Here is a 21,699-nt window from a genome sequence, read left to right as displayed (position 1 = left end):
TGCGGATTGCGGCTTCATGCGCCGGGCATGATGGGCAGGTTGCGGTGCCGCTGGCCGGTTGCATGAAAAATGGCATTGGCGATGGCAGCCGCCGTTCCACACATGCCGATTTCACCTACACCCTTCACCCCCAGCGGGCTGACCTCGTCATCATGTTCATCCATGAACAGTACGTCCATGTCCGGAATATCGGCATGGGCGGGAATATGATACTCGGCAAAATTGTGGTTCATGAACCGGCCGACACGCTCGTCCATCAGGGACTCCTCATGTAACGCCATGCCGGTCGCCATCACCATTGCGCCGCGTATCTGGCTTGCCGCGGTTTTCGGGTTCATGATCCGGCCGGCGGCAACCGCATTGACCAGGCGGGTCACGCGTATGGTGCCCAGATCGTGATCCACGCGCACTTCACAGAAAACCGCACTGTGCGTGAAACGGGCCTTGCGCATCTGGCTGATCTTTCCCCGCAGTCCCGGTTTCGCCGCTTCTTCGGCTTCAAGTCCGTCCAGCCCCAGCAGGGACAGCGCATCGGTCAGGGATAGACAGTCCGCGTCATTTCCATTCACGCCATGCAGGGCACCGCCGGACAGTGTCATGTCGCCCTGCTTCACCCAGGGGGGCGCATTCGCGCTTCCGGCAAGTGCGGTGAACAGTCTGGCGCGCAGGCTGTCGCAGGCAAGCCAGACAGCAGCCCCAGCCGATGCCGCCGTCCATGACCCGCCTTCTGTCGGACACTCCGGCAGGGTGGAATCCCCCAGTTCGATATCGATCCGGTCAAGGGGCATACCGAACGCCTCCGCCGCGGTCTGCGCCAGAATGGTGTAGGTCCCGGTGCCGATATCGGACGCCGCCGTGGCGATATGCAGCCGCCCGTCCCGACCCAGCCGCGCACGGGCTGAGGTGGGGGAGAACATGGCATCCCATATGCCCGTCGCCATGCCCCAGCCGATCCGTTCCCGTCCATCACGCATGCTGCCGGGCGCCATTGTACGGTCATGCCAGCCAAAATGCTGCGCGCCCTGCACCATCGCTTCACGCAGCGCCTTGCTGGTCAGGGGCATGTCATGCATGGCATCGATATCGGAATAGTTGTGCAGGCGGAATGCCAAGGGGTCCATGCCGCAGGCATAGGCCATTTCATCAATGGCCATTTCCAGCAGGTTGACGCCGGTTGCCGCCCCCGGTGCCCGCATGTCGCTTGATGTATAGGTGTCACGGGGGGCAATCCTGTAATCCGCCATGGCGTTGGGGCATCTGTAATTGATCAGCCCCCATATGACGATGTTTTCCATGTTGTGCTCAAAGCGCGAGGTATCGGTAACGCCTTCGACAATCATGGACTGCAGCGTCCCGTCCCGGCAGGCCCCAAGGGCAATATCCATGACGGCTTCGGGGCGGAATACATGGGTGAACATCTGTGGCCGCGTCAGGGTCACACGCACCGGACGCCGCAGCATTTTCGCACCCAGCGTGGCAAGAAAGACATTATGGAGCGCCCGCAGCCCGGAACCGAATGCCCCGCCCACATACGGGTTGCGCACCCGGACCTGATCTTTCGAAAGCGACAGGGCAGATGCCAGATAGGCCTGCACCGCCTGCGGGCCCTGTGTCTTGTCCCACACCGTGAACGTGCCATCATCCTCCATGATGACGGTCGTGGCATGCATTTCCATCGGGTTGTGGTGTTCGGGCGCCAGATGATAGCGGCCCTCGACCCTGACCGCGCTCAGCGCATACGCCTCGGCCGCGTTGCCCCGGGGTTTGGGCGGGACGTAATTGCTGCGTGTTCTGGACGGCATGTATTTCTGGTGCAGGGCGACATCGAAATCCGCATTGTGCGGCCATCGCTCGTAATCGACCCTGACCAGCATGGCCGCTTCACGGGCGGCCTCGAATGTTTCGGCAAAGACAACGGCAACGGGCTGGCCATTGAAGTGGATGGTACCATCATGCAGCGGGCGGTAGGGCGCACCGGGCACGCCCAGACCATCCACATAGGCTTTTTCAAACAATGCGGTATGGGGCCGGTTGAGGTGGGTCATGATGTCCACCACGCCAGCAACATCGCGCGCCGCGGCATCATGAATGGTGTCGATACGCCCCCGTGCAATGGGGCTGTTGACAATAACGCCATACAGCATGCCCGGCGGATGTGGCTCGGCAGCATATTTCGCCTGTCCGGTGACCTTCGCGACACCATCAATCCGGGGAACGGGCTGCCCGATCTGCGTGGAGATGACGTTCATGACTGCGTATCCTTCACATGATGGTCTTGTCGGTCTGGGATTGCGGCGTGCCGGATGCGGCCTGCCACAGCGCACGTTCGATTACACGCGGGGCCAGCCGGATCTTGGCGGCGTTATCACGGTCCGCGACCGCTCCGTGCACAAGCCGCTCGGCAATATCGCGGAACAGCGAATGCGAAGGCGGCCTGTCATCCAGCAGCGCCTCGGCTTCCGGCACGCACCACGGTTTTGTTCCCACTCCCCCCAGCGCAATACCACCCCGCCGGATCCGGCCATCTTCCATATGCAGGCCAACCGCGACCGAGACGATGGCAAAGGCGAAGGAAAGCCGGTCACGGATCTTGAGGTAGGTGTGATGCGGACCGAACGGCGCAGGCGGCAGGTCGATGGACGTCACGATTTCTCCCGGTTGCAGGACAGTATCACGCCATGGCGTATCATCGGGCAGGCAGTGGTAGTCCCGCACGCTGACCGCCCGCACGCCAGCCGGCCCGTGCAGGTTGACCGTCGCATTGAGCGCGGCAAGGGCGATGCACATGTCCGACGGAAAGGTGGCGATACAGGCATCACTGGTGCCCAGCACCGCCATGATCCGGTTGCGCCCCCCGCGCGCGGCGCAGCCCGTGCCGGGCGAACGTTTGTTGCAGGCCATGGCTGGATCATAAAAATAATGGCAGCGGGTGCGCTGGTTCAGGTTGCCGCCATTGGTGGCGACGTTGCGGATCTGCGGGCTGGCCCCGGCAAGAATGGCGGAGGCAAGCAGGGGATGGCGCGCCACCACAAGCGGATGGGCCGCCGTATCGGCATTGGTCACAAGAGCGCCCAGACGCAGGCCACCATCGGACCGTTCCACGATCTCGCGCATCGGCAGGGATTTGATGTCAACCACATGGGCCGGACGCTCGACATCCGATTTCATGAGGTCGATCAGGTTCGTCCCGCCCGCAAGGAAACGCATGTGCTCCATGCTGCGACAGGCGTCATCCAGCGTGGCGGGACGGGAATATGAAAAGTGTCTCATGCCGCTTCCCCCGCCTGATCGCGGCGCTGTCGGGCCACGACCTGTTCGATGGCGTCGATAATCCCGTTATAGGCACCGCAGCGGCACAGATTGCCGCTCATGAATTCGCGGATTTCTTCACGGGAATGGATATGTCCTTCCTCCAGCAATGCAATGGCTGACATGATCTGCCCCGGCGTGCAGTAACCGCACTGAAAGGCGTCCGCATCAATGAACGCCTGCTGCATCGGGTGCAGATGACCGTTCTGGCCAATTCCCTCGATGGTCGTGACCGTGGCATCCGGGATCGAGACAGCCAGAATGAGGCAGCTTTTGACGCGCTTTCCATCAACCAGCACGGTGCATGCGCCACACTGCCCGTGATCGCATCCCTTTTTCGTGCCAGTCAGGTCAAGCCGTTCCCGCAGCAGGTCGAGCAGCGTGACGGATGGCGGCAGGTCGGCGGCATAATCCCGGCCATTGATCTGGAGACGACAGGGCACGGCGACAGACACATGGGTCATGGGAAATCGCTCCGGCGGGTATCTGGTTCTGTCTGGATCTGTGCAGGGTTTAAGATCTCAAAACGCCGCTGGTTGCGCCTTCATGCACGAAAACGGATACTTAAAATCCTGAACCCGTCATTTCACAGGGTTGCCGCATGTAAGGCAGCACCAGATGAACCCATCAGGTAAATACTGGCATTTCTGCATAAAACCGTCTTCGGGCCTGATATTGCGGGCACGCTACTGGCACGGCCCATGGGAACCGTGGGGTAGAAGCCCACGACATGCAGGTACATACTGGTGACATACCCGGACAGTATTCCAGCCACATGCCCGTGGGAACAGCAGACAGATCCGTCTGCATTGCCATGCCGCCGACCTGAACCGCCTTGGCGCACCAGGAATAATTATGGAAAAAATCATTTAACGTGAATTGATTAATATAATATCAGAAAGACGTCTTCTGTTTTTTATTTATATAAATATTATATTTTTCTCCGAATTTTTGAAACTGCATTCGGGCCGGACGGTTTGGCATGTGACGGTCGGATGAACGATCGTCCCCTATCAGACAAAGGAATGGAAAAATGGCAAATCAGGGCGGCAGCCATGAACAGCACGTCAAGGCCGGCGAACAGAGCCACAAGAACACCGGCACGTCACATGGCGAAAAAGGCGCAGGTGAACACAGCACCGGTACCCGTGGTGGCACGCATGAACAGCACGTCAAGGCTGGACAGCAGAGCCACAAGAACACCGGCACATCGCATGGTGAGAAAGATGCGGGGGAACACGGCACCAGCACCCGCGGCGGCACGCATGAACAGCACGTCAAGGCTGGACAGCAGAGCCATAAGAACACCTGACACCGTGCACGATACCGGGGGCGTCAGCAATACGCTGGCGTCCCCCGGAAGCCGGATGCGCCACCTGGCGGTCAGGCGACCGGCCTCCCCGGAAAATGGAGAAAATCAATGAGCCTGTTTTCGAAACCGATAAAGACCCTTGATGACCTGTTCGTGCATACCCTGCAGGACATTTATTATGCCGAAAACCAGATCGTCAAAAACCTGCCCACAATGGCGGAAAAGGCCACTGACCCGGAACTGAAGGCTGCCTTCCAGCACCACCTGACAGAAACGGAAGGCCACGTACGCAGGCTGGAACAGGTATTCCAGATGCATGACCAGCCTGTAAAAGGCGTGACATGCCAGGCAATGGACGGGATACTGAGTGAAGCGAAGGAGATGATCGGTGACTGTGATGATCCCGAGGTCTGTGACGCTGCCATGCTTTCGGCTGCCCAGGCTGTCGAGCATTATGAAATAACCCGTTATGGCAGCCTGATCGCCTATGCCAGACAGCTTGGCCGCCCGGACTGCGCGACCGTCCTGCAGCAGACGCTGGAGGAAGAAAAATCCGCCGACCAGAAACTAACACACATTGCCGGGGCTGGCGTCAACCAGCATGCTGCCTGATATATTTTCCCCGGCAAGGTTAGAGCACGCGGAAGCAAGGGCAATAGCTGACAGGTGTTTCGCAAAACGCGTGACGACCAGAACTGCACCATTGATACCGCGTTCGTGGTGATGCCCCGGCCCCTCGGACTGGCACAGGCAACATCGTATCAATACCATCGCATACCGCGATCATATGTTCAGACCGGCATCTGGCAATAATGGCCCGTTGCGGACATGCAGGCACAGGCTGTCCAGGTCCCCCTGTCGTATCTGGAAAAAACTCTGTCATCGGATGATGACCCGCCAGTAGTATGTCCGCATACTATCCAGACACGATGCGGCTGCAGGCGAAGTATTCATTCATATGCAAGGACACGGGACGGGATTCCCGTCGTCTGCACATGAAAGGTCGCCCGTACAGCCACAATGATCCCAGACATCCCCTTTTTGCGTTCCCAATGCGCGCCAATGAACCCAGATGGAGACCGCAGGATGAATGTCAGCGAATTCTTATGGAAACGCCTTCAGGAATGGGGCCTGAAACGTGCCTATGGCTATCCGGGGGATGGGGCGGGCGGGATAGACGTGGCCCTGCAACGCGAAGTGGATGCGGGCCACGTTGAATATGTTCAGGTGCGGCATGAAGAAATGGCGGCGTTCATGGCTACGGCCCATGCCAAGTTTACCGGACAGGTCGGCCTGTGTTTTGCCACATCGGGGCCCGGCGCCATTCATCTGCTGAACGGGCTTTATGATGCCCGGCTTGATCATGTCGGCGTGGTGGCGATCATGGGGCAGCAGGCCCGCACGGCCATTGGCACGAATTACCAGCAGGAAATCGATCTGCAGTCGCTGTGCAAGGATGTGGCAGGTGAATACATCGTCACTGTAACCGAGCCATCGCAGATACGCCATGCGCTGGATCGGGCCGTGCGCATTGCGCGTGACAGACGCACACCGACGGTCGTGATCGTTCCCAATGACCTGCAGGAACTGCCCTATTCCGACCCGCCAGTGGCCCATGGGTCAACACATACGGGTATCGGCATGACAGTCGGCAGCAAGGTGCCGGAGGATACAGGCCTGCGCCTTGCTGCCGACATCCTGAACGCGGGCAGGAAGGTTGCGATCCTTGCTGGGGCGGGTGCGCTGGAAGCAACGGACCAGTTGATCCAGATCGCGGACATCCTTGGGGCTGGTATTGCCAAGGCACTGCTGGGCAAGGCCGCCGTGCCGGATGAACTCCCCTTCGTCACGGGGGCGATCGGGTTGCTGGGCACAAAACCGTCATGGGATCTGATGAAGGAATGCGACACGTTCCTCATGGTGGGGTCGACATTTCCCTACAGCGAATTCCTGCCCAGGCCGGGGCAGGCGCGCGGCGTGCAGATCGACATCAACGGCGCCAACCTGTCCCTGCGTTACCCGATGGAGGTCAACCTGCAGGGCGACAGCGCCGCAACACTGCGTGCGCTCATCCCGCTTCTCCAGCACAAGGGCGACCGCGCGTGGCGGACGCGGATCGAAAAGGACGTGGCACAATGGTGGAAAGTTCTGGAAGCCCGCGCCATGACCGGCGCCCGGCCGCTCAACCCGCAACGGGTATTCTGGGAACTGTCGCCCCGCCTGCCGGAAAACGCCATCATTACCGCGGATTCCGGTTCCGTCGCCAACTGGTATGCGCGCGATCTGAAAATGCGCCGGGGCATGAAGGCCTCCCTATCCGGTGGTCTGGCCTCGCTCGGGGCAGGGACACCTTATGCCATGGCGGCCAAGATGGCCTATCCCGAACGTACCGTGATTGCCTGCATGGGCGACGGGGCCATGCAGATGAACGGCCTGAATGTGATGATCACGATTTCCAGATACTGGAAGCAGTGGTCCAACCCGCGGCTGATCGTGCTGGTGCTGAACAATCAGGACCTTAATCAGGTAACATGGGAAGAACGCATCCAGCTTGGCGCGGGCAAGACGGATTCAACCCAGTCCATCCCGGATTTCCCCTACCATCGCTATGCCGGGCTGCTGGGTCTCAGGGGTATCTATGTTGACGATCCCGCGCACGTCGGCGCCGCATGGGAAGAAGCGCTGGCTGCCGACCGTCCGGTCATTCTGGAAGCACGCACCGACCCCAATGTTCCTCCACTGCCGCCACACATCACCATGCAGCAGGCCCGGGCCTTCCTGACATCGCTCCCCACGGAGCCGGAACGGGCCAGCGTCATCATGGGTTCGGCAAAGGAACTGCTGGCGTCCATCCTGCCCGTTGGAAAAACCTGAGACACGCGGACAGCCCGTGTAGACCGGTCGCCAGCATCCATTGCATTGCCAATGCCGCGGCAGAGGTGATCATCCGGTCACTCCGTGTTCGGGATTACCAGGGGCCCTGTTGCAGCCATGCCCGGATATGACCGACGACACGCTTCCCTCCGCGAGGAAGAGCCGACCGCTCCGGTTACCATAGATAGACAAATTTGACGTAATACGCGTTGCTTTCCGGAATATTGCGCCCGTCAACGGAATGCGAATACCGCGTGGTAAAAGAAACATGCTTCGTTATGTTGAACATGGCACCAAGACCCAGCGTTATTTCACGACTGTTTGAATCATCCAGATACTGGCCCGCCGTCCGGTCATAGGTGCCTTTGACATTCTGCCAGTCCAGCGCAAAGAAAGGTTCAAACAGCCGTGTTGCCTTCCAGCTGAACCGCAGGTTGGTATAAAAGACCACGCCGGGTGAATAGGTATGGCCGCCCCTTACATGCTTTGCCGCCCCCGCAACTGTCCCGGCGTCACCATCAAAGCTGAAATGCGTCCATTCATAATCAAAAATAAAACTGGATATGTTTGACCAGTAATTCGGCGAGGTTGCATCGCGCGTGCCAACAGCTGTCTGCATGAAGGTCTGTATGCCGAATGTACTGTGCCTGTTGGGCTTGAACCATGCTGCCGGTCCGACAATAGTCGGGCCAAGACCACCGTAATCCGTGCCATCCGCCAGGCTGTAGCTTTCGGTCTGGATCAGCTCGAACGCAAAACCGACATGGGGAATGGCATCAAAACTGCGAAAATGGACATATTTGGTCATGCCTGACCATGTGTGGCTGCCACCATCGGGCCTGCGTTGACCAAGACTGTTGTAGGAATTGCCCGCCGCATTGCCGTCGCCATATTGCACAAGCACATTGAATGGCTTGAAATCAACCGGCAGGTCATATTCATGCGGACCGATAATGCCCAGTGTGACATCCGCAGCGCGCACGCCGGATGCCCACAGCACCACAACGCAAGGAAGGCTGATACGCAACAAGATGCTGAACCCGGACGATCGTGCCGGCAGACGCATGGGAAGGATTCCCCGGAAAAGGGCGGGTGCCGGGCCTGTCCCGCCACCTGCAGTGTTCATGACCGGGCGGCATGATCTGCGTGGGCACCAGTACCTGTGCAGGCGATGATGTCATCTCCACTCCGGTTACCAAAGCCATCATGGCCATCCCCACCCTTCGCAAGACATGGATCTCGCCCGCCCCCGGCAGATAGGCGGCCACGCCACGTCATCCTGCCGGTGGCAGGCCCGAAGATGTGCGGGCACACCATCCGCTGTAACACCGATGAATACAACGTCGTCCGTGGTCACAATATTGCCACCGGCGTTGTACTAAATCATGTACAGGGACACATTATTGTGTATATGAACATCCTTCTGTTCTTATGATGCCATGCATGCTGCCAAACATACTTTCCATGCAGCAGAAATGACTGCGTCACGGGACATGCAACGACAAAGCCGGGGGCGATACGGAACACGCCATCATACGGACCATATGGCGACATGATGCATGGCGCAGCCACCATACAGGATGTCCGTATTGACGCGCCCCGGCTTCATGCCCCATCTGTCTGTACCTTGTGCAACACCAAGGCTGGGGGCCAGCTTTTCCAACATCACGCCCGGATGATACAGCCGATCGGAAACTGGGCCGTTGTCGCCATGCCGCCTGAAAAACCGGGGCCCATGGCACGGCCCGCTGTCATCACCTGCCCCCACGGGCACAGGCGTCATTCATCTGCGTGACGTCCGCTGGCCATTTACAGCCAGCGGGATGCCGCGGGATAGCCTCTCGGCAGGAAACCCGTTACAGATCCTGACCATCCTCCAGCACACGGAAACCATGCGTGCCATCTCGCTCAAGCTGGCTAACAAGCCCGAATTCCCAGTCCAGATAGGCCTGCATCGCTGCTGCGGCATTATCCGTGCCCTCATATGGGCGTTTATACACATCATCGGGACGCGATAGCGCGACACGCTCATCCAGCCCGACAGCAAGGGGCAGCCCTGCTGCCTGCCACGCCTTTGTCCCCCCTGCCAGTACCCGTACATGCGCGCCCTGCCGCCGAAGGTCCGCCGCGGCATAACAGGCGGAAATGGAATCAGGAGACGTCAGGACAATATCCGCCCCCTTCAGCCGCCCATGTTCATGCAGGTCACTGCGGATTGCGAAGACCGCCCCGGGGATGTGCCCCTTGCGAAAAACGGGACTGGGCGCAAGATCAATGACCAGCGGGGCATCTGCATCCTGCAGCGCGTCCGACAGTTCCCGTGCGGAAATCACCTCCACATCCGGCAGGGCCGTGGCCAGCATGACCGGTTCTGGCCCACGGATGCGTGGCAGGTCCGCCCGGTCATCCAGTACGTAAACCTCCCGCCAGCCAAGCTGGCGCAGCCAGTGCGCCGTCATGCGCGCGCGCACACCATCATCATCCGTCAGCACGATCGTGCCGTGACGTACGCCAACCCATTCATCCGTCGCCTGCACAAGCTGTCCACCCGGCGCGCTGCGGAAACCCGCCAGGTGGCCGGCCTCATATTCCTCAGGTGACCGGACATCAAGACGGTAGAGACTGCGCCGTGGGTCAGCCGCCAGTGCGTCCAGTCCCTCCGGATCGATCACGCGCACACCCGTGCGCTGCGCAAGGGACCGGGCCACCGCGCGGGCCTGCGTCACCTTTTCCGATGACGGCGCCCCTGCCCTGCGTGTGGCGCCATGATCCAGTTCCAGTCCCGCCAGCGTCCAGCCGATCGTGCCATTGCGCAGGGCAAAGACAGGATTGGGAATACCGGCATTGACCAGCGACTGCGCCCCGATGATGGACCGCGTGCGCCCCGCGCAATTCACCACCACCGTCGTTTCTGGCGAAGGGGCAATATCACGCACCCGCAGCGCCAGTTCCGCACCGGGCACGGACCGTGCGGCCGGAATGGACATGGTGTTGTATTCGCTGAAGCGCCGGGCGTCGAGAATGACAAGATCGTCCCCCCGTTCCAGCCGTTCATTCAGTTCCCGCGCGGGAATGGACGGGGTGTGGCGGACATGTTCCACCAGTTCCCCAAATGCCTTGGAGGGGACATTGACATCAATGAAGATTTCCCCCCCAGCCGCCCGCCAGCCAGACAGACCACCTTCCAGCACGCTGACATTGCCGTAGCCCAATGCCGCCAGCACCGACAGGGCGCGCGCAACACGGCCTTCGCCATCATCATACACCACGATGGGCGCATTACGCCGCGGCACCAGCGCCGCAATGCGTTCCTCGATCCGCCCCAGTGGCAGGTTCACGGCAAAAAGCGGATGGGCGGCGGCAAACGGTCCCTCCTCCCGCAGGTCCAGCAGCGCGATTTCCCGCCCCGCACGCAGGCTGTCCTGTATTGCCTGCACCGGTGTCACGCGCGGTCTGACCAGATCAAGGACGGTCATGCTGCCTCCACATGTCTGGAACGGTCCCACAGATTGGGAACCTCGTCATTCGAGTAACCGGAAATGAAGTTTTTCTCCGCCCCTGTCTGCACATCGTAGGTCGCGCGCGACACACCGCCGATATTGTCGCCATAGACATGGATGGAAATCGACGTCTGGTCCGACAGCGCATTGGCAACCAGATGATAGTCATTGACCCCCGGTGTCAGGGACGCCACCTGCCCGGGTTCAAGAAAGGTGGTTTCCGTTGCACGGAAACGGCCATCAGCATCGCGCACGAACTGGGTTTCGCTTTCACGTCCACGCAGCATGCCGATCAGGCCCCATACACGGTGATCGTGCAACGGGGTCTTCTGCCCCGCGCCCCAGACAAAGCTTACGACCGAAAAACGTTCCATCGGATCACAATGCAGCAGATACTGGCTGTAACGTTCCGGGTGCGGGCGGGTAAAGGGTTCCGGCAGCCAGTCATCACGGGACACCAGCTGACGCAGCAACCCGCTACCCTCGTGCTGGATGGCCGCGGCCGGAAGGCCACGTTCATACAGTCCTGTAAAACCGGTTACGAAATCACGTAGGGGAAAAATGGTCGTCATGGGCTTCAATCCACTTAATCGGGTTCCGGACTGCAAACTGAAATAATTACCCGGACGGGCGCCGGGCCGTCCGTCAGGCCGCGGCCGTTACCTGTCCATCCTCCGCCGCGATCAGGGCACGGACACGCGGGATCAGATCTCGCCCGTATTCGTAGGCATCAAGCAGCGGGTCAAAGCCCCTGATAAGGAACGTACTGATGCCAAGCCGGTAATAGTCCAGCAGCGCCTCGGCAACCTGGTCGGGTGTGCCAACCAGCGATGTCGAATTGCCGCGCGCCCCGGTCAGGGCCGCAATACCCGTCCACAGCCGCCTGTCCAGTCGGCTTCCCTGTGCCGCGGCAGCCAGAAGGCGGCGCGACCCTTCATTGGGAATTTCAGCGGCCCGCACATAACCGGTCCGTACCTGCAGGGCGCGCGCCGTTTCCAGAATACGGTCCGCCTTTGCCCATGCCGCCTCTTCCGTGTCCGCCAGAATGGGACGCAGCGAAAGTGAAAAGCGTGGCGCACGACCATTCTGGGCAGCAGATGCGCGCACACGCTGCACGGTCTCGCTGACCTGTTCATAGGTTTCGCCCCACAGGGCGTACACATCGGCATGCCTGCCTGCCACGGCAATCGCCTCGGCCGAGGAGCCCCCAAAATAAACCGGAATGCCACCTTCCCGGTACGGGTGTACCAGCGAACCGGCGCCACGCACGTCATAGAACCGGCCGCTGTAATCAAATGGCGTATGGCTGTCCCATTCTGCCCGAACGATATCGAGATATTCGCTGGTGCGGGCGTAACGCTCGGCCTTGGTCAGATGATCCCCGTCCGCCTGCAGTTCGACATCACTGCCGCCGGTAATGACATGCACCGCCACCCGCCCGCGCGTAAGGTGATCGAGCGTGGCGAACTGACGCGCTGCAATGGTTGGCGCGTTAAAACCCGGACGATGGGCGATCAGCACCCCGAGATCCCGCGTGACCGCCGCCGCATGCTGGGCCAGCAGGATGCTTTCGGGGGAATTGGAATGAAACGCGATGAGCGTGCGGTCAAACCCACCGTTTTCATGAATCTTCGCCGCCGTTTCCACGTGGTTGAGGTCCACGACGGGCCCTGCGGGGGGAATGGTTTCCGACTGGTTGCGGCTGCCGATGAAGCCGATGAATTCAACAGGCATTTCCGACACATCCTCTTATTAAACTATTTTGTTACGTGGTTGAATGCCATTTACGATCGTCACGATCTAAAATACAATGTTAAAATAATCATATGACGATTTTCGTTCGTTAATATGACCCCCTCACCAACGGAGTACGGTGCCGTGTCTCACCCCCTTCCCTCCCGCCTGCCCCAGCGGATGGCCAGGAATGTGCCGACGGAACTGCTGCGGTCGTTTGTCGCCATTGTCGAAGCCGGCTCCATGGCGCAGGCGACTGAAACAATCTTCCTGACACAGTCCGCGCTGAGCCTGCAGATGAAGCGGCTGGAAGACATGCTTCAGCAGAAGCTGTTCCGCCGCGACGGACGCAGGCTGCTGCTGACGGCCACGGGGGAGGAACTGGTCACCTACGCCCGCCAGCTTCTGGCCCTGAATGACCGGATCATGCAGAATCTTGGCCAGCAGACCGATCCCGAACCAATTACCGTGGGCATGGTGCAGGATTTTGCGGATACCATCCTGCCTGACGTGCTGGGACGATTCCGGCTGGAACATCCGCGCGCGCGCCTGATCGTGCGTGTCGGCGGCACGGTCGAGCTTCTGGACCTGTTCGACCGTTCCCGTCTCGACCTGGTGCTGTGCCTTGGCCAGCATGGCGACCGCCCCGGCGCGTCATGTGACACTGTTGGCCATGACCGGATGGTGTGGCTGGGCGACCCGGCCAATACCGAACGCGAGGAAATTCCCCTTGTACTGCTGGAACCTCCCTGCCGTTTCCGCGATGCCGCGTTACGCACGCTGGGGCAGGCCGGTCGCGATTACCGGATCATGCTTGAAACCCCCAATCTGCCCGCGCTACGGGCTGGCGTGCGCGGGGGACTGGGCATAAGCTGCCGCACCCGGCGTTTCGCTGCGGCGGAGGACCTGCCGGTGCTTCCCGCCAGTGCCCTGCCGGACGTGCCGGAAATCGAAACCGTGCTTGTCCGTCGCAATGATGCCTCCGACGTGGTGCATGACCTTGGGGACCTGCTGGCAGAAGCTGCCGGGAATAAATAAGAAATTTCAAAATCTCGGTTGAGGGAAACTCCTTTGTCGCGCTGGAGGTTCCTGGTTCATAGCTCCGGTTTCCAATCATTGTTTCAGGGAACCCGGATATGAGTTCTGACCAGACTCCTGCTGCCCCGTCGCTCCGCGCCCGTTTCAGGGAAGTGGAGGATGAACGCAGGCGTACGTGGCCGCCACAGGCGCTGGCCATCAATATCAACCAGCGTACGACACTGGTGGCGGAACACGGTCGCACGCCCCACGTCCATATTGGCGATGTCCTGCCCGCCACGACACTGACCGCCACCGATGGCACGCAGGTTTCCCTTGATGACCTGGTGGCGGATGGACCGGCCGTGCTGGTCTTCTTCCGTTTTGCGGGGTGCCCGGCCTGCAACATTGCCCTGCCCCATTACCGCGATACGCTGTGGCCGGCACTCAGGGCCGCGCATATTTCCCTTGTCGCGATTTCACCGCAGCCAGCAGCACTGCTGGGCGATATCGCAACCCGCCATGACCTGCCCTTCCCGGTTGTAACGGATCCTGCACTTTCGCTTTCCCGTGCACTGGGCATTACCTATGTCTACGATGATGCATCCCGCGAGGCGGCACAGGCCAAAGGCGGTACCAGTCAGGCCCTTAACGGCACGGATGGCTGGGAACTGCCCAAACCTGCCATCATTGTCATCGGTCCCGGCCGCGTCGTGCGGTTTGTCGATATCTCCCCCGACTGGATGGACCGCACCGAAACGCCCGTGATCCTGAAAGCGCTGGGCATTCCAGCAAAGGCCCACCCGCATGCAGCCTGATACGATGCCTGACACCGCACGGCTGCAATCCGCCGTCACGACAACGCTGTTCCGTGATGCCATGAGCAGGCTTGGCGCACCGGTAACCATCGTGACCACCAGTGGCCCCGCCGGGCGCCAGGGTCTGACCGTTTCCGCCATGACCAGTGTCAGCGATACACCCCCCACGGTTCTTGTCTGCCTGAACCGGGCCAATCGTTCGCATGAAGCATTCGTGCGGAACGGCGTGATCGGCATCAGCCTGCTGTCACAGGGGCACGAGGATATTGCAGGCACGTTTGCCAGCAGCACACGCAGTGCGGATGAAAAGTTTGCCATGGGCGCATGGCATGCCGATGTCACCGGCGCGCCCCTGCTGGTTGATGCACTGGCCACGTTCGACTGCACCATTTCAACAGTCCATATGTCAGGCAGTCATGATGTCATGTTCTGTGCGGTAAAAGCCATCCATATCCATCCTGCGGCTGCAACGGGGCTGGCGTGGTTCGGCAGGCGGTTTCACTGCCTGCCATCCGCAGGTGATGCCCGCCGTGACCGGCTGGGCTGACGGTAGAAACCATTGGTGGCAACACGAACTGTTTCCGGGTGTCGCCTTTTTTGAAAAAGCTTCCCCCGGAAATTTCCTGATAATTTCTGGACTGTCGTTTTCAGACAGCCTCCAGAAGCCAGCACGAAACGCATACGCAAAATGGCAGGGCCGAACGGCCCTGCCATCGCTTTTTGGAAACAGGGCGGCAGGTGGCGCGCCTTACATCGTCCTTTGCATGATTACAGGTCAAAGCGGGCACTGAACGTGACCGTCCTGGGGGCACCGGGGAAAATATTCATGTTCCCACGGCTGAGCCAGTAGCGGACATTGCCAATATTTTCGACCGCCGCGCGAAACACCATCTGATGGTCGCCCACGCGGGTCGTATAGGCCGCGCCGACATTCCCGACGATATAGGATGGCAGCCGGACAGTATTGGCCGCATCAAGCCAGCTGCCGGAAACGAAATTGAACCCTGCATTCATGCTCAGCCCCCGGATTGCCATGAACCGGTAATCGGCGTTGAGGGCCGCCTGAAACGGGGCAACCGCTTCAAGACGATGCCCGGCATAGCCCGGTGCTGCCTTCACATAACGCGCGTCAAGATAGGCGAGGCTGGCATTGACGTTCAGATTTGATATAACCAGCCAGGATGCGGCGGCTTCCACGCCCTGATAGCGTGACATGCCATCCTGAACATAATAATTCTGTGCATTGGTATAGGCGGCACCAGTATCCATACGGAAAACAGCCAACGTTCCGCTGTACCGCTTCTTCTGCACCTTGACGCCCAGTTCATATTCGTTACTGCGGATCGGCCCGAACACCTGCATGTAATTCACATTGGTCGGCCCCGCCTGTCCGCCGGACTGCATGGCCTGCACCCAGCTGAAATAGGTATTGATTTCCGGCGTGACCTTGTAACTGAGCGAGACAAGCGGCGTAACCGGATTGTTGCGGTGTGCTGCCGTGCGCTGGCCCGAACTTGCGTAATCATTTTCCAGATAATCCGTGTAGCGCGCGCCCGCCATCAGGGACCAGCGGCCATAGCTCATTGTATCGCTCCAGAACGGGGCGACCTGCTGATAATCGATATAGCGGTAAAGCCGGGGGTTATAGTCCGACGCATTGGTCAGGACAGGCCGGCTGGAATAAATATTCCCGTATTCGATGGCAGATGTTGTGCCAGAAGCGGCATCCGCATCGAACATCTGGCGCAGCCAGGTGATACCGGCAATCACGTCATGACGCAGCGGTCCGGTGCGGAAATGACCCTGTGTCATGGCATCGACCTGATGATAGGTCAGCACACGGGTCTGCTGAAAGGGCTGGCTGTAATAATCACCATCCGCGCTGGTAAATGTCAGCTGGTTTGACGGGAAGCGTTCGTCCAGATGGGTGTAGCCATAGGTCAGGCTTGCGGTCCAGTTGGGGGCGAAATCCCAGTCAAATCCGGTGCTGAACCGTTTCAGGTCGTTTGTTTTCCACGATCCCGCGGCACCAAGGGCCGCCCGCCCGCTGATCGGGGTCACAGCCCCCACGCCCGAGGCGACAGCCACCGTATTCACCATGCCTTTCTGAAGCGTATTGAGGTAAAAACTGTTGAACCGCCAATGCAACGTGTCCGTAAGGCGCACGCGCGTGGTAAAGGACAGTGACAGGTTACGCACGAAGCTGTCATTATACTGGTTGCCGACTTCGCTGGCAAAGACGAAGCGTGTTTCAATCCGGTGGCCCTTATCCAGTGCGCCACCGGCATCCACCATCTGCCGGAAGACCGAGTCCGAACGGTATCCGGCTTCAACAGACAGTTTCCGCTCGCTTACAGGCGCCTTGAGACGATAGTCCAGCACGCCGCCGGGCGAGCCGAAGCCATACATGAAGGCAGATGCCCCCTTCACGACCTGGATCGCATCAAAATTGGCAACCGGCAGATCGATGTACCAGAACGGAATGGCAAGTCCGTCGATCTTGTAACCATTGGTCCAGTCGAGGTTCAGTCCCCGTACGCGCACGCTTGACCCCGAAGCTGTCGAGGCCCCGTTGGAATTGGCCTGCACGCCGGGTTCATAACGCATGACGTCGTTGATGTCCGTGGCCTGCATTTCCGAAATGCGCGCCGCGGACACGGTACTCACGGAAAACGGCGTATCAAATTCGGACCGGTTCCCGAATGCGCCCAACGGGATATGCCGGGCAAGGCGGGGCGCATGACGCGTTCCCTGCACGTGAAGGAATTCGACGCCTCCCCTTGCTGGTGACGACGTTTTTTTCGCAGTCGTGGCGGCCTGTGTTCCAGCCGCCGGCGCGCGCGGATGCGCTGCGTCATGATGGGGATGGGATGTATGGTCCGTACCTGTCGTGGCGGCATGCGCCGACAGGCCGGGAAGGGAGACGAGAAGAAGGGCGCGCAGCCCGAAACGGGTCATCACACGGTAATTCCTAGCAAAGCAGCGGTGTCGTGAAGAAAGGATGTCAGCCCGCACGACGCCGACATCCGTCCTCCTTTTCCACCAGCGCCCTGACGCGCGGGATCAGTTCGCGTCCGTACAGTATGGCATCGGACAAGGGATCGAACCCACGGATCAGGAAGGTCTCGATACCAAGGCGGTAGTACCGCAGCAGGCTTTCCGCCACCTGATCAGGCGTGCCGACAAGGGAGGTCGAATTCCAGCGCCCTCCGGTTGCCTGCGCGACACCGGTCCACAGACATTCGTCATGCCGCGCCCCTTTTGCGGCGATGGCCTGCAGGCGGCGTGAACCTTCATTGGTCGGCAGCGTGCCGTCTGTTGGTCGCTGTCCAGCACGATCAAGCGCGATCCCCGTCGCATCACCCTCTTCCGCCTGCCGTGCCCGGAGTTGGGCCTCGATTTCCGCGGCGCGTTCCCATGCCTGTCCTTCGGTATCGGCAATGATGGGCCGAAAGGAAATCGAGAACCTCAGCGTCCGCCCATGCGCACGGGCGGCAGCACGCACACGGTTGACGAGTTCCTCGGCCCCGCGCAGCGGTTCACCCCACAACGCGTAGCCATCCGCATACTGTCCGGCAACGGCGAGCGCTTCTTCGGACGCACCACCGAAATAGATGGGAATGCTGCCCCTGTGTCGCGGCAGGACCGAGGACTGCGCGCCCCGGATACGATAGAAGCGTCCATCATGATCGAACGGCGCGCCCCCTTCCCATTCCCGCCGGATGATCTGCAGGTATTCCGCCGTCCGGGCATAGCGTTCGGCCTTGGTCAGATTGTCGCCATCGGCCTGCAATTCCCTGTCATTGCCGCCGGTAATGACGTGCATGGCCACACGCCCGCCCGTAAGGTTGTCCAGCGTCGCGAACTGCCGGGCGGCCAGGGTAGGCGCCGTAAAGCCCGGACGGTGGGCCACAAGCAGGCCAAGCCGCGATGTGACCGACGCGGCATGCTGCGCGATCTGAAGGCTTTCGGGGGATGTGGAATGAAACGCGATCAGGGCGCGATCAAAACCCGCGCGTTCATGCAGCAGGGCCGTCGCGGCGATATAGGCCGCGTCCACCGATGGTCCCGTGGGATCAAGGATTTCCGTCTGTTCGCGTGCGCTGACATATCCGATGAATTCTATGGGCATTTCTATACAACCACTGTTTGTCGTTGGTTGTTATTTTCATCATTATAGACAGTGAAATCACGTCAGTAATCATCATGAATGATGTGATGTTTGTTAATGATGCCGGTCGGTCACGCCGTCGGAAAGACACAAGGTGGATGGACGAAATCCGCGCATGCCCGCCACAACACGGGTTATGGACAGGCAACCGTCTGGCATATGCACTTCATGCAGAACATGTTTCGACCAGCCGGTTATGGGAATAATCCGCCACAACCGGGTTTCCGTCTGCGGCAGACACGAAGACAACCAGAACGGTCCGTCAGCTGTCCCCGACGCCAAGCGCACGCAACAGCCGCATGCGCAGGGCCTCGAAACGCGGATCGGCATGGCGCCGCGGATAGGAAAGCGGAACAGGCAGTTCCATGCGGATGCGACCTGCATCAAGAACGACCACCCGGTTGGCCAGCAGCAGTGCCTCGTCCACATCGTGGGTCACCAGCAACACGGCACTTCCGTGACGTTGCCACAACCCATGCACAAGATCCTGCATGCGCAGGCGTGTCAGGGCGTCGAGTGCTGCGAACGGCTCATCCAGCATGAGGAAACGTGGTTCGCGCACCAGTGCGCGCGCCAGCGCGGCACGCTGGGATTCGCCACCAGAAAGGGTCAGTGGCCACGCATCCGGACGGTGGCCAAGCCCGACTTCCTCCAGCGCAGCCGCCGCATGATCGCGCGTGGCCCCCGCCTGCCCCAGAACAACATTCTGCCAGACCTTTTTCCACGGAAGGAGACGGCTTTCCTGAAACACGACCGATGTCTCCGCCGGGCGCGTGACACTGCCCTGCGTTACGGGATCCAGCCCGGCCAGCGTACGCAGTAAAGTCGACTTGCCCGAACCACTGCGCCCCAGAAGGGCGATGAATTCACCGGGGGCAATATCCAGACTGAGACGGTCAAGGACAGCAGGGCCATTGCCGAAACGTCGAGTCAGATCACGGACGCTGACAGCCGGTTCCGCCACGGGTGCCCGCGCGGATACGTGCGGAATGGCGTTCATACTGCACCGCCCTGATTCTGCCGCGCCGGTCGCCAGGCAATCAGGCGGCTTTCCAGAAAACGGACGGCCTGATCCGAGACAAGGCCAAAAAATCCGTAAATGACAAGGCCGACAAGGATGATATCGGTACGCAGGAAATCCTGTGCATCCATCATCATATGCCCGATACCGCTATCGGCGTTCACCTGTTCGGCCACCACCAGCAGCAGCCAGGATATCCCGACGGAAAAACGGATACCGACCACCAGATCAGGCAACGCACCGGGCAGGATGACGTCACGGATGGTCTGCAGGCGTGTCAGCCGCAATGTCCGGGCCATTTCGACCAGCTTGGGATCGATCGAGCGGATCCCCTTGTGCAGGTTGAGGTAGATCGGAAACATCGAACCCAGCGCGATAAGCAGGACCTTCGGCGTTTCCCCGATCCCGAACCAGAGAATGAAAAGCGGCGCAAGCGCCAGAACCGGGAGTGTCCGCAATATCTGTATCGGGGCGTCCACGATGTCCTCACCAATGCGCGACAGGCCGGACATCAACGCCAGCGTGATCCCGGCAGCCAGCGCCAGAACAAGGCCCGAAACAGCGCGGAGGAGGGAAATGCCCAGATTGGCGGGAAGCGTTCCATCGCGCATCAGTGACCAGCCTGTCGATGCAATCTGGCACGGGGATGCGACAAGCCTGGTCGAAATCAGCCCCGTCGTGCAGGCGACCTGCCAGAGCACCACGAACAGCACGGCAGACATATACCGCACCAGCGGACGAAGACACTGTTTTACAACTTTCCATCGTGGATTAAGCGCCGGTTCCGCCGCCGGGGTGTCCGTCAGGGAATTCGTGGGGGACCAGAAGGCAGTTCCGGACATGAGATCAGGCTCCGTTGTCAGACTCGTGCTGTCCGGTTGTCCTTTATTTTCCCAACAAAGTCAGGTGAATTAATTTCACATCATTATTTAACGTGATTTAATTGTCTTTCATCCGCAGCCGTGCTCTGTCCTGCGGCATGATGACGCGCAGAATTCCATCCCACCGTTCCGTCTGGCCTGTAGCAATGCTGGCGCTGCTGACAGCCATTTCCCTGTTGCCGGCCACAGGACATGCCGCTGATGAACTGATCGTGGCGGACCAGAAGGGCCAGCAGAGGGCGCTGCTGGAAGCATCAGGGGCAGCATCCACCAACCTGCCCTATGCCATCAAATGGGTGGATTTCGAAGCCGCCGCGCCACTGCTGCAGGCTCTGGCCGCCGGTGCCGTCGATACCGGAATCGCGGGGGACGGACCGTTCATATTCGCGTGGGGTGCAGGTGTCCCGATCAAGGCGGCTTACATCATTCCCCCGCGTGGTGGCGGCAAGGCAACGGCTATTGTCGTGGCCCAAAATTCGCCCATTACGACGCCTGCACAACTATCTGGCAAGCGCATTGCAACCGGACGTGGATCGATCGGCCATCTGCTTCTGCTGCGCCTGATGGCCACCGGCGCCATTCCGCCCCCTGCGCCCCAGATCGTCTTCCTGCTGCCTGCACAGGCCAAGGCGGCACTGGATACGGGACGCGTCGATGCGTGGTCAACATGGGAACCCTATGTGTCGCTGGAAGTCGTGGGGCATCACGGCCATATCGTTGTCGATGCGGCGGGGCTTATGCCCAACAACAGTGTATTCGTGGCCAGCGACGCAGCACTTGCCGCCAAGCACGCGCAGATCGAGGATTTCTACAGGCGCGTCACGGCAGCCTATGAATGGGGCATGACGCATCAGGACCAGTACGCCCGAATACTTGCGCACCAGACGGGAATGCCGCAGGACGTTGCGAATGCCGTGACGGAAAAACTGATCGCAGCGCCGGTTCCCGTATCTCGGGATGTCATCAGGGCGGAACAGGTGACACTTGATACCTATAAGCAGGCTGGGCTTGTCCACCCCACCACGTCGTTTGAGAACGCATTCGATCTGAATGGTGACACGC

General features: G+C 60.1%; 18 protein-coding genes. 7 read left to right on the top strand and 11 right to left on the bottom strand.

What is annotated here, in order from left to right:
• Window positions 1-14: 14 nt before the first annotated feature.
• The 3 genes from HNO79_RS15120 to HNO79_RS15110 are packed head-to-tail and all read right to left on the bottom strand — an operon-like array spanning window position 15 to window position 3,773.
• Window positions 15-2,249 carry a xanthine dehydrogenase family protein molybdopterin-binding subunit gene (locus HNO79_RS15120; protein ID WP_214165770.1) on the bottom strand — a complete coding sequence of 745 codons (2,235 nt, stop codon included), beginning with the start codon at window positions 2,247-2,249 and terminating at the stop codon, window positions 15-17.
• 13 nt (window positions 2,250-2,262) lie between these two features.
• A complete protein-coding gene (locus HNO79_RS15115; protein ID WP_214165771.1) occupies window positions 2,263-3,270 on the bottom strand; it encodes an FAD binding domain-containing protein in 1,008 nt (335 codons plus the stop codon).
• Complete coding sequence (locus HNO79_RS15110; protein WP_200409141.1) at window positions 3,267-3,773, bottom strand: (2Fe-2S)-binding protein; 507 nt, start codon at window positions 3,771-3,773, stop codon at window positions 3,267-3,269. The genes HNO79_RS15115 and HNO79_RS15110 overlap by 4 nt, the downstream gene beginning before the upstream one ends.
• 569 nt (window positions 3,774-4,342) lie before the next feature.
• Here HNO79_RS15110 and HNO79_RS15105 point away from each other — a divergent pair.
• The 3 genes from HNO79_RS15105 (at window position 4,343) to HNO79_RS15095 (ending at window position 7,495) form a co-directional block, all read left to right on the top strand.
• Entirely contained in the window at window positions 4,343-4,621 is a 279-nt protein-coding gene (locus HNO79_RS15105) for a hypothetical protein (RefSeq protein ID WP_048855434.1), read from the top strand.
• Window positions 4,622-4,729: 108 nt separating this feature from the next.
• Window positions 4,730-5,233, top strand: a complete 504-nt coding sequence (locus HNO79_RS15100; protein WP_214165772.1) for a YciE/YciF ferroxidase family protein — start codon at window positions 4,730-4,732, stop codon at window positions 5,231-5,233.
• Between the two features lie 474 nt (window positions 5,234-5,707).
• Window positions 5,708-7,495 (top strand): thiamine pyrophosphate-requiring protein, encoded by a 1,788-nt coding sequence (locus HNO79_RS15095; RefSeq protein WP_214165773.1) that lies wholly within the window; start codon window positions 5,708-5,710, stop codon window positions 7,493-7,495.
• Window positions 7,496-7,670: 175 nt separating this feature from the next.
• On the opposite strand, the gene HNO79_RS15090 is transcribed toward HNO79_RS15095, so the two are convergent.
• The 4 genes from HNO79_RS15090 to HNO79_RS15075 form a co-directional block, all read right to left on the bottom strand.
• Complete coding sequence (locus HNO79_RS15090; RefSeq protein WP_214165774.1) at window positions 7,671-8,561, bottom strand: transporter; 891 nt, start codon at window positions 8,559-8,561, stop codon at window positions 7,671-7,673.
• Between the two features lie 790 nt (window positions 8,562-9,351).
• Window positions 9,352-10,971, bottom strand: coding sequence for a rhodanese-like domain-containing protein (locus HNO79_RS15085; RefSeq protein ID WP_214165775.1), 1,620 nt, complete (start codon window positions 10,969-10,971; stop codon window positions 9,352-9,354).
• Window positions 10,968-11,567, bottom strand: coding sequence for a cysteine dioxygenase family protein (locus HNO79_RS15080; protein WP_214165776.1), 600 nt, complete (start codon window positions 11,565-11,567; stop codon window positions 10,968-10,970). The genes HNO79_RS15085 and HNO79_RS15080 overlap by 4 nt, the downstream gene beginning before the upstream one ends.
• Before the next feature lie 73 nt (window positions 11,568-11,640).
• On the bottom strand, window positions 11,641-12,729 hold the full coding sequence (locus tag HNO79_RS15075; RefSeq protein ID WP_048855427.1) for an LLM class flavin-dependent oxidoreductase: 1,089 nt from the start codon (window positions 12,727-12,729) through the stop codon (window positions 11,641-11,643).
• Window positions 12,730-12,873: 144 nt separating this feature from the next.
• Between HNO79_RS15075 and HNO79_RS15070 the strand changes: the two genes are divergently transcribed.
• From HNO79_RS15070 to HNO79_RS15060, 3 genes are all read left to right on the top strand, one after another.
• On the top strand, window positions 12,874-13,767 hold the full coding sequence (locus tag HNO79_RS15070; protein WP_204368304.1) for a LysR substrate-binding domain-containing protein: 894 nt from the start codon (window positions 12,874-12,876) through the stop codon (window positions 13,765-13,767).
• 98 nt (window positions 13,768-13,865) lie between these two features.
• Complete coding sequence (locus HNO79_RS15065) at window positions 13,866-14,564, top strand: peroxiredoxin-like family protein (protein ID WP_048855425.1); 699 nt, start codon at window positions 13,866-13,868, stop codon at window positions 14,562-14,564.
• Complete coding sequence (locus HNO79_RS15060; protein WP_148371058.1) at window positions 14,554-15,111, top strand: flavin reductase; 558 nt, start codon at window positions 14,554-14,556, stop codon at window positions 15,109-15,111. The genes HNO79_RS15065 and HNO79_RS15060 overlap by 11 nt, the downstream gene beginning before the upstream one ends.
• 221 nt (window positions 15,112-15,332) lie before the next feature.
• Here the strand turns inward: HNO79_RS15060 and HNO79_RS15055 are convergent, their stop codons facing one another.
• The 4 genes from HNO79_RS15055 to HNO79_RS15040 form a co-directional block, all read right to left on the bottom strand.
• Window positions 15,333-17,522 (bottom strand): TonB-dependent siderophore receptor, encoded by a 2,190-nt coding sequence (locus HNO79_RS15055; RefSeq protein WP_048855424.1) that lies wholly within the window; start codon window positions 17,520-17,522, stop codon window positions 15,333-15,335.
• Between the two features lie 46 nt (window positions 17,523-17,568).
• Window positions 17,569-18,696, bottom strand: coding sequence for an LLM class flavin-dependent oxidoreductase (locus HNO79_RS15050; RefSeq protein ID WP_048855423.1), 1,128 nt, complete (start codon window positions 18,694-18,696; stop codon window positions 17,569-17,571).
• A 301-nt stretch (window positions 18,697-18,997) separates the two neighbouring features.
• Entirely contained in the window at window positions 18,998-19,735 is a 738-nt protein-coding gene (locus HNO79_RS15045) for an ABC transporter ATP-binding protein (protein ID WP_214165777.1), read from the bottom strand.
• Window positions 19,732-20,478, bottom strand: coding sequence for an ABC transporter permease (locus HNO79_RS15040; protein WP_244987570.1), 747 nt, complete (start codon window positions 20,476-20,478; stop codon window positions 19,732-19,734). The genes HNO79_RS15045 and HNO79_RS15040 overlap by 4 nt, the downstream gene beginning before the upstream one ends.
• Before the next feature lie 257 nt (window positions 20,479-20,735).
• On the opposite strand from HNO79_RS15040, the gene HNO79_RS15035 reads away from it, so the two are divergent.
• The coding region (locus HNO79_RS15035) for an aliphatic sulfonate ABC transporter substrate-binding protein (RefSeq protein ID WP_244987569.1) at window positions 20,736-21,699 on the top strand (964 nt) is incomplete at its 3' end.

The organism is Komagataeibacter oboediens (assembly GCF_018491655.1).
Lineage (GTDB): Bacteria > Pseudomonadota > Alphaproteobacteria > Acetobacterales > Acetobacteraceae > Komagataeibacter > Komagataeibacter oboediens.
The sequence above is the reverse complement of the archived record's forward strand: the minus strand, read 5'-3'. Positions and strand labels throughout refer to the sequence as shown.